General features: G+C 66.7%; 6 protein-coding genes and 1 pseudogene. 4 read left to right on the top strand and 3 right to left on the bottom strand.

What is annotated here, in order from left to right; all coding sequences use genetic code 11:
- The 3 genes and pseudogenes from SALPAC3_RS28390 to SALPAC3_RS0115590 all read right to left on the bottom strand — a co-directional run.
- Nucleotides 1-2,704 (bottom strand): annotated as a pseudogene (locus SALPAC3_RS28390) (hypothetical protein); the annotation flags it as partial.
- 23 nt (nucleotides 2,705-2,727) lie between these two features.
- Nucleotides 2,728-3,642: a hypothetical protein gene (locus tag SALPAC3_RS0115595; protein WP_018222145.1), complete on the bottom strand. Its 915-nt coding sequence runs from the start codon at nucleotides 3,640-3,642 to the stop codon at nucleotides 2,728-2,730.
- The gene (locus tag SALPAC3_RS0115590; RefSeq protein ID WP_018222144.1) at nucleotides 3,639-4,055 is read right to left on the bottom strand and encodes a YbaB/EbfC family nucleoid-associated protein; all 417 of its coding nucleotides are present in this window, start codon (nucleotides 4,053-4,055) and stop codon (nucleotides 3,639-3,641) included. Before SALPAC3_RS0115590 ends, SALPAC3_RS0115595 begins: the two co-directional genes overlap by 4 nt.
- Nucleotides 4,056-4,313: 258 nt before the next feature.
- Here SALPAC3_RS0115590 and SALPAC3_RS0115585 point away from each other — a divergent pair, with 258 nt between their 5' ends.
- From SALPAC3_RS0115585 to SALPAC3_RS28815, 4 genes are all read left to right on the top strand, one after another.
- Complete coding sequence (locus SALPAC3_RS0115585) at nucleotides 4,314-4,634, top strand: WXG100 family type VII secretion target (protein WP_012184806.1); 321 nt, start codon at nucleotides 4,314-4,316, stop codon at nucleotides 4,632-4,634.
- 113 nt (nucleotides 4,635-4,747) lie between these two features.
- Nucleotides 4,748-5,050 (top strand): WXG100 family type VII secretion target, encoded by a 303-nt coding sequence (locus SALPAC3_RS0115580; protein ID WP_012184807.1) that lies wholly within the window; start codon nucleotides 4,748-4,750, stop codon nucleotides 5,048-5,050.
- Between the two features lie 140 nt (nucleotides 5,051-5,190).
- Nucleotides 5,191-6,009 carry a hypothetical protein gene (locus SALPAC3_RS0115575; RefSeq protein ID WP_018222141.1) on the top strand — a complete coding sequence of 273 codons (819 nt, stop codon included), beginning with the start codon at nucleotides 5,191-5,193 and terminating at the stop codon, nucleotides 6,007-6,009.
- Nucleotides 6,010-6,076: 67 nt separating this feature from the next.
- The gene (locus SALPAC3_RS28815) at nucleotides 6,077-9,172 is read left to right on the top strand and encodes a hypothetical protein (RefSeq protein WP_232430510.1); all 3,096 of its coding nucleotides are present in this window, start codon (nucleotides 6,077-6,079) and stop codon (nucleotides 9,170-9,172) included.
- Nucleotides 9,173-9,224 lie beyond the last annotated feature (52 nt).

Below are 9,224 nucleotides of genomic sequence, written 5' to 3'. Positions count from 1 at the left end.
GCGCTGCGGCATGGTGCCTTGGATCGAGATATAGCCGCCACCACTGATCACGAGGTACAACATCAGCAAGTAGGGCAGACGCTGACCCGGGAACCGCCCCCTGGCTGCCCGTGCCGCCCAGCGCAAGACCATCGTAGCTTTCGGTCGTGGACTGACCCTGATCCGACTCATTGGCTGGCACCGGCGCGGATGGCGATGTCGGTGCCGTAGCCTCCGGGTTGGAGGTCGAAGCGGCAGCCGGTTCAGTGCGCAGCACAGCATCGGGAGCACCCTGCGGGGTGGGGATCGTGGGTCCGGCTTGCGGGGTGACCGGCGAGGGCTTCGTGTCATCGGCTGTCGGACCGATCGAAGCGGCTGTGGTCCTCGGGCCGTCTTCGGCGCCAGGATCGGTTGACGAACCCGATGGTATGTCGACGATATCGGTATGTCCGCGGCTGGTAGCTGGTGCGACCTCAACGGTCGGTGACACAGTCACTACCGGATCGTGCTGACCACTGGCCCTCCGTGGACCATCCGCCTGGGAACGTGAATCGCGATCCCCTGCGCCCTCAGTACGTGTCGTGGTGTCGCGCGTGGAGTCGCTACGAGGCGGGCCATCACTCGACAGTGGTGACTGCACGGTCCCGCTGGTGGGGGAGGGTTGGGTAGTGGTAGTCGTCATGGGTACGTGGTGCGGGTTGCTCGTCACCAGGTTCTGCTGCGTGTCAAGGGCCTGGCCCGCGACCCCACTCTCCGACGCCAACGCCTGCTCGACAGCAGGGCCAGGCACAGTCGAACCCTGCTCGATCGTGGCCGGTGCGGGAGCGAGCGGATTGGTGATTTGTGGGGGCGGAGACGCGGATGAGAGCGGCGTATTGTCTTCCTGGGCATTCGGTATTGACCCGCTGGATGTCTGTTGACCGGGCGACTGTGTGGTAAGTGGCTGAGGAGCCGGCGACTGGCCCGTTGGTGTCGGAACCACCGGGGACTCGGCGCCGGGGCCTCCGGTGCGAGGCACCTCGACGGCTGGAACCGCCGTCACTGGCGTCACAACCGTGGGCGCCTGTCCAGCCGGGTCTGCCGCAGGCGAAGCAGCAGCATCCGCTGTCTGGGTTGACGTGGGTGCCGTCGTTTCGAAGACGGCCGGGGCTGTTGGGTCGGTGGGGGTAGATGCCGCGGGGCTCGTGGATTCGAAGCCGGGTAGGCCACCGACATTCGCGGGCAAGGTAGCGCTGGCGCCAGCAGGCACCGCGATGGGTGCGACGTCCTCCGCCGGCGATGTGGCTGGAGGGGGCGCGGCGGGAGTCGCGGCAGGATGCGCGGCGACCGAGCCGGCTGAGCCTGTGGTTTGTGCGGGCACCTGACCGCTTGCGGGTCCGAGCTGGTTTACGCCTGCGATACCGGGTCGGAGTGCGCCGGCCGATGCCGAGGCAGTGCCAGGAGCAGGCGCGACTGAACGGTTGGGAGCTGGGGCGTCGACGGTGCTGAGATCGGGTCGATTGGCGAATGCCGGAGCGGTGGCTGGGGTCAGGGCGCCATCGCGTTCGGCGTCCGAAGGTTGGGTGGTGTGACTACCGTTTGTGACGGGGTTGCCAGGAACCGGGGGGTTGCCGACGGAGGGTGGTGCGCCCGTCGCGGCGTTCGAAGGGCCGGTGGCTTCGTTGTAGGGAGGGGGATCTCCCTGCGTCTCGCTGTGCGGTGGGGGACTACCGGCAGCCTGGTCGTACGACGGAGGGCTGTCGCCAATGTCGTGGTACGCGGGTGGTGGAGGGCCCGCAACCGAAGTCGCGGGCGGACCGCCCTCGTTTGAGCCCTTTTTGGAGTCGGGCGGTGGGCGGTTAGGCAGGTTGTTCGGGTCAACGTTGAATTGATTGCCGAAATCGTGTGCGTATTGGTGTGCGAGACCGCCGATGATCGACGAGGTCATCGTGGCAAATGGGTTGAAGCCGCCCCCGACCATCATGTTGAACAGGCCCTCGAAGAGGGTTTCCGCAAGTGCGGACAACGTCTCGCGGGTGTAGGTGTTCTTGTTGATCTTCGGGTAGAGCTTTCCGCCGATCGCATGCATGCCGGAGACGCCCATGCCGATGAAGAGTCCGCCCGCGAAAGCAAGGGCAAGGTCCTGGTAGTCGAAACCTTTACGGTTGCCCTCGGCCATTTGCGTGAGCTGGGCGGCCATGCCCTGCCAGAGCTCCTCGAGCCCTTCCTCGATGCCTTCCCAGACCAGCCTCAGCAGCTGGTTCTGCAGCCGCATACGAAGAAAATCGATCAGGGTCTTTACAATCTCCTGCCCAATTTTTATCAGTGCGGGCACGGCCGCCGCGCCGAAACCAGAGGCGATGGCGAAGGCGATCTCAACCACCTGGGTGAACGCGGCGATGACGATATTGTATTGAGTGGATTCCGAATCCAGGGCAAACTCGTAAGCCGCGTTCCCGAGGGCCCACGAGATATTCCCGGCGGTCGGGACGTCGTTCGCGATGCCGCCCCGGAACTGGTTGAACGCGTCCGCGGCGGGTCCGTCCAGATATGCGGAGAGCCCGTTGCCCAGGTTGGACGTCGCCGCGGTCCCGTTCAGCAGGTTGTTGGTGAAGGCGTAGAGCTCATCCCCCATGGCACGTAGTGCCGTGGGATTAGCCTCGGGGAATTCACCGCCGGTGGTATAGAGGATGGCGTCATAGGCCCACTGCCACTCAGGGTCATTCGGAATATGAAAGTCAGGCATGACCAGCAGCCCGCGCTAACGATTCAACGATCCAGTGAATACCCATTGTCCGGGTAGCTGAGAACCAACGGCTGGTAGTCGGGCTCCGTCGGATCGGCATCCGGGTTTTCCACAACGACAAAGAAACGCCCGCCCCCCGAATCCAGCACCTGTCCGTCTCCGTCAGTAATCAAGGCATCATCCACCGGCATGATCGAGTCGTAAAGGTTGACATCAACCCGCACACCGCCGTCCGGAAAGGGGCGAAACGCCACTAGCCGGGAGCCCTCCGGCAACGGCTCACCATCAACCAGGACCGACATGCTGTCCGGCACCACCAGGTACGGCGAACTCGCCAGGGACACCGACGTATCCGGATTCGTGGCGCGGACAAAGACCGGTTGCAGCGGCGGTTCCGCGATCTCCTCCCCCGGACCTGGCACCCCCTCCTCCGGACGCGTCGCACGAACAACCGACGGAAACAGCGGCTTCGCGAACCCCTCCCCCGAACCCGCCACCCCCTCCTCCGGACGCGTCGCACGAACAACCGACGGAAACAGCGGCTTCGCGAACCCCTCCCCCGAACCCGCCACCCCCTCCTCCGCATACGCCAGGGAAAGGTGTGAATCGAAATCTTGCCTCATCGAATGGCTGGCTTCCTGCGCCTCGTCATCAACCACACCGTAGAGCCGCCCGTTTTCCCGCAACCCCTCCCCGGCGAACGCCAAACGACCCTTTACCCCGCCAATCACACCCTCGATGTTGTCCATGCCACCCAGGAACGCCTGGGAGAACTGGACGCCCATCTCGTCGTTGCCCCAGCTGTTGGCGTATCGACTGCGCATCGCGTCGAGATCGTTTAGGTAATTCTGATACAACGCGGCGTGCTCGGCGTACCCGTCGCCGACCAGTACGACGCCTTCGGGGTCGACCCAGAGCCGGCCGGCGGGACTGTTCATTGGCGCTGCCGTCCCATGCCGAGGATCTCTCGAACGCTGGTCGTCATTCGCGGCTCGGGCGGTAGAAAGGCATCCGTGCCGGCGGTGCCACGCACCAGCGAGCGGGCGTCAACGCCGTCGGGCAGCATCGGCGCGAGCACCGCCTCAGCCTGCAGCATGACGCTCTCCTTGGCCTCAGCGTAGGTAGCCATGATCACTTCGGTGAGGTCAGCTGGGGTCAGCCGTTTGTACGCCGACGTCAGGAACCGGATATCAGTAACGACGCCGCTCTGACCGACGGTGACGCTGACCTCACGTCGGGGTGAGGTAGCGGTGGCCGTGAGCTCACGCATCCTGTGCTGTAGTTCGGTAAGACTGTTGCGCTGCCGTTGGTACTCCTCGAAGAGGCCCTCGATCCGCTCGCTGATGTTCATCTCCGGCGCCTCCCTCCACATCACCACTCAGTACAGATCGTGGATCGCCGCCAGTGGAAGCCCACACGTGCCACTTGGTACGGACGTGCAACAGGTCTTCCCGATATACCCTGGATGGTCGTCCTCACATCCGGATCTGTGCGAAGCCGTGCAAGCATTCGAAGACATTCGGACATGCGTGTTGCCCGGGCGTGTCCTACGGCGGGTTCGGCCGCTAAGACTCATCCGTGCCAACGACTCGACGTGAGGAGTACGGCTGTGACGATGCCGAGAGTCAGTACGACCGAAGAGGGCATGCGACGTGCTGCCCAAGAATTCTCCGACAAGGCTACCGAGTTCACTGGTTCGCTGCAGGCCGTTAATGGACAGATGGCCATCCTGCAGGGATCCTGGACCGGGCAGGCCTCAGCCGGGTTCAACCAGGCGATGGACAGCTGGGAGGCCGCGTTTCAGCGGGTCATCAACGAACTGATCAAGATGCTCGACGTGATGGGCACAACCACCACGGGTTACCTCCAGGCAGAGGACACCGCGAGCAGCACGGCCAGCTCGTTCGGCGCGGCGCTTCCAGGCGTGTGAGCTCTTTGCCGCTGGTTGCGTCGAGCCCGTAGCCCCCAGGTCGTCCACGAACCGCCGGCATGGAGGTCGTAGCTACTCGCCTGCGTGGCGGTCATTTCTTAGGAAGGTCCACAATGTCCAACTATACATTTGACTTCCGGCAGGCTGATGCCGTGCTGCACGACATGAACCAGATCAACGTGCGGATTCGGTCGGCACTGGAGCAGATGGAGCAAACCGTGGAGGCCAGCCTCGCCCAGTGGACTGGTGCCGCTCAGGCCCAGTACCACGTGTCCAAGGCGGTCTGGAATCAGTCGGCCGGTCAGATGACCGCGTATCTGGAGCAGGCCCGCCGTACGCTGCTGCAGATCTCGGACAACTACGGCACGACCGAGCAACGTCATGCGCAGATCTGGAATGACGTCCGCGGAGGCTGACCTCGTCCGCCGGCTGCCGCGTCTCTGTGCCGCGGTAGCCGGCTCCTGGTCGACCAGCAGCCCAGTGCGCTCGTCTGGCTCACGCGCCGCGCCTAGCCCACTCGGAGCGCGGGCGCGGCACCACGACACGACCGAACGGAATGGATCCGATGGGCATCGACTGGAGCTACCCGAACACGCAGGCGGTTGACGCGACCGGCGTGCTGGACGAATACGATGAGGAGAACAGCCACCCCCCCGGCTGGACCAGGTCGGTAATAGAAAAAATCAGAACCGACATCAATACTTTTACGACTGTGGGTCGATTCGGGGGAAGAAACGGTTTCGACCGCGACGACTACACCGACGAGGAGTTGGCTGCCTGGGACTGGTATCAGGCAGAAGTGGTCGACAACTGGGACGAGGTGGCCGAGGAGCACAATTCCACTGTCACCGACACCGACAACGTCAGTCCAGATGAGTACGACCCGGATCATCAGTACGTCGAGCAGCCTCCGCCGGGATTCACACCACCGGAGACCGGTGAGTGGGCTGGTGGCGACAACCCGAACCAACAACTCAGCGTAAGCACCGAGGCGCTGGAATTCTTCGCGGACCAGATTGACCAGATCGCCGGAGACGGCACCGGAATCCTGTTCGACGCACGCACACTGCTCGGCGAGGTGCAGATGCGCCCCGGCGGATTCGCCAAGGCCGAGCTGATGCGGCAACTGATCGATGGCAGCAGCTCGGAGAGTCCGGGTCTACGCGGCGACACCATGAATCTGATGCTCTCTGTGCACCAGGCATTGTGGGAGGTCAAAGCGGGCCTACGCCAGATGGTGCGGGGATACGACACCAGCGAGGAGTTCAACGAAATGACCGCCGACGAACTCGGGGAGGCGATGGGTGGTGCCTGGAGCAAGATCGGTGTCGTCGGCGACCACGGCCAGGACAGCGGTACCACGTCCGGCAATTGATCGACGGGAGTAGGCCCGGTTCCGGTCGTCACGGCGTTCGTAGCACGTTCGGTAGAGAGGTCAGGGCATGCCGGAAGAGAAAGACGAGTGGTCGCATGTCGCCGAGGAGGAGGCGACGTTCGTCCCGCCCACCATCAACACGAGTGACCTCTACGACTACCGCACGTGGGCTCAGGAGGAGCGAGGGTGGCGCAAGCTACTCGCCGCGGTCAACGGTGGGGCGGCTATCGCCACAGCTGATGGAGAAGCGTTGGCCGCGCGCCTGGTCAGTCCTCAGTCGGTGATGGATGCCGGCGTAGCCTTCCAGCATGCCTACGACACCCTGAACTGGCTGGAACAGTTCGTGCGGAACCAGTCTCAGGCCATCGCCGGAGAGGATCGGGCGTGGCAGGGCGAGGCGGCCGATGCCTTCCTGGCAAAGATGACCTATTTTGCCGACTACATCGGCGCGCAGGCGGAGCGGATCGTCGGCGGCGACGGCACCGGTGGTGTCAACTCCGTCCCTAACCAGCTCTACAAGAGCGCGAACTACTTCGCCTGGGCACAGAGCACCATGAAGTACCTCGACCGATCCTGGGCGACAATCGCTGCGCAGAACGGTGTCGGCAGCAATGACCACGACATGGTGGCCATCAGCGGCACCAAGTTCGAGCAGCCGATGACCGAGCAGATGCTTCAGGTTGTTGACACGCTAGCGACCCAGTACGACTTCACCTACAGCTCGGTCATCCCGCCCGATGGCGACGGAGAACCGAAGCCCAACACGCCGGACGTGCCGCCCCCGCCGGAGATGCCGCCCCCGCCGGAGATGCCGCCCCCGCCGGAGATGCCGCCGCCGGGCGAAATCCCGCCACCCGAGCTGACCCCGCCGGGCGAGATCCCGTCACCCGAGGTGCCACCGCCGGGCGAGATCCCGTCACCCGAGCTGACCCCGCCGGGCGAGATCCCGCCGCTCGGTGTGACGCCGCCGGGCGAAATCCCGCCACCCGAGCTGACGCCGCCAGGGGACGGCCCCTCCCTCTTCAACGGCGGTCCAGGCCTGGAGGACCCGACTCTTGGTGGCCTGCCCGGCCTGGACAGCCCGAGCGGCGGGGGCGCCGGTGACCAGGTGGTGCCGCCCATCGTCCCGCCTCTTCCCGGGCCAGGTAACGGCAGTGGAGGGCCCGGGGACACCGGCTCATCGAATCCGCAGGCGCCGAGCGTGCCGGGCATCGACGCTGGCGAGGGTCTCGGCGTGCCACCCCCGCCGGGGACATTCGCCCCGGCCCCTGTCCCGGGCCCCGGCGGTGGCGGTGGCAGTGGCAGTGGCACGCCCGGCATCCCGCCACCGCCGAGCGCCGGTGATCTGGTCGACGGCGACCAAGACGATTGGACCGGTGGGGGTGCCGGAGATGTACCCCTGCCAAACCCACCAGGTGACACGACGATGCCCGGCGCCGACAGCGACGTCCCGCTACCGACCGCGCCACCATTGGGCGCCGACAGCGACGTCCCCCTTCCGACCGCGCCACCACTCGGCGCCGGCGGGACGGGCGACGCCCCCACCGCGCCGATGATGCCGGGCACGCCGATGATGCCGGGAGCGGGTGGGGTTCCAGGGGCCGGCGGTGCCGGTGGACCGGAGAAGCCCGACGCCAACGGACTGATCCAAGGCCCACCCGACGACTGGCAACCACCAGCCTTCACCGGCGTGGACCTACCAGGCTCACCCGACGGCACCTCACCAGGTGGCGCCGGCCTGAACGACACAACACCAGGCACCGGCCCAGACGACACGACACCGCCCGCAACCCCCGACGCCACCACACCCACCGTGCCCGGCACACCGATGATGCCCGGCATGCCAGGACCAGGCGGCACACCAGGCTCCGCCGGCGGCCCCGGCGGACCGGAGAAGCCCGACGCCAACGGACTGATCGAAGGCGGTACGGACGCGTGGGAGCCCTCCGGCGTCGGCGATATCGGCGCGCTGGGAGCTCCGCACGGCACGGCAGCGGGTGGCGCGGGGCTCCACATCCCGCAGCAGAACGGAGGCTCTACCAACCCACTGTGGGACGTGGCGTCCGCCGGCGGAACGGCCACCAACACGCCGATTCTGCCGGGCATGCCCGGTAGCGTGGCCTCCCCCGGTGACACCAACACCCCTGATCATCCGGGTGCATCCATGCTGGCCGCGGCAGACGACACCAACTGGCAACCATCGACACCCGACGGTACGGGGCCGGATGCGCCGGACGGCGCGTCCGCCGGTGGCGTCGGCCTGACCCCAGCCGCTCCCCCGATCACCGAGGTGGCCGTGCCGCCGGTGAGCCAGGGTTCCCCCGAGCCACCGATACCGGTCCCCGGCGTGCTGCCGAGCCCGGGGCGAGCCCCGGCCGGCGATGCCTCGAGGTATCCGGGGACCTCGCGGGCCACGCCGGTCGACGCGGCGCTGACGCCCCCGGAGGAAGGGCCAGAGTCCCCGGAACCCGTCGCGCCGCCAACGGCCGTGAACCTGCCGACGGGCTTCCCCGCGGCCGGCGTGCCGTTCCTCGAGGCCCCGGCCGCGGACGCCCTGGACAGGCCGGGGTCGCAGCAGGACATCTCGCTGGTGGCCGGCGTTCCGGACTCGCCCCACCAGCACCGCAGGGCTGCGGCACCCCCGGCGGACGCCGAACCCGACGGCGGTTCAGCTACCGCTGACGGAAGTACCGCCCCCACCGCGGCGACTGCCGATGATGCGCCCCCGGGTCTCGTACCCGAGGCCACCGCCGATCGGGAACCGAGCACGCCGGTGGCAGTGGTCGGTGCGTCCGTCGGCACCGGGACCGCGGCGACCCGCCACGCCCGTCGGGTTGAGGCCGCCGGGCCGGATGTCGGGGCGTCGGGGACGGTGGCTGGCCCCCGGCCGTATCCCGGTGTACACCCCGCACGCCGGTCCGCGCCGACCGATGAACGGGAACCGATCGACCGACCCGACGCCGCCGATCTTCTGCGCGACGAGCACGACAGTTGGGGCGAGGACACGCCCGATGCGCAGCTGCCACCCGGCGACGACTACGTACCCGTGATCCGGCCGGACAGCGGCGACGCGGACACGTCCGAGTGGGACGACCTCGACGACTCCGCGTGGCTGACCGAGGCGTACGCCGACGAGCAAGACGAGAGACTGACAGATGCCTGACATCGTGCCCGAAGAGGGCTCCTCCCGCCCGGTGTGGCGGCGGGCCGCCGCC

The sequence above is a fragment of the Salinispora pacifica DSM 45544 genome (assembly GCF_000378845.1).
GTDB classification, from domain to species: Bacteria; Actinomycetota; Actinomycetes; order Mycobacteriales; family Micromonosporaceae; genus Micromonospora; species Micromonospora pacifica.
Note: the sequence above shows the minus strand (reverse complement) of the source record. Positions and strands in the feature narration are given on the sequence as shown.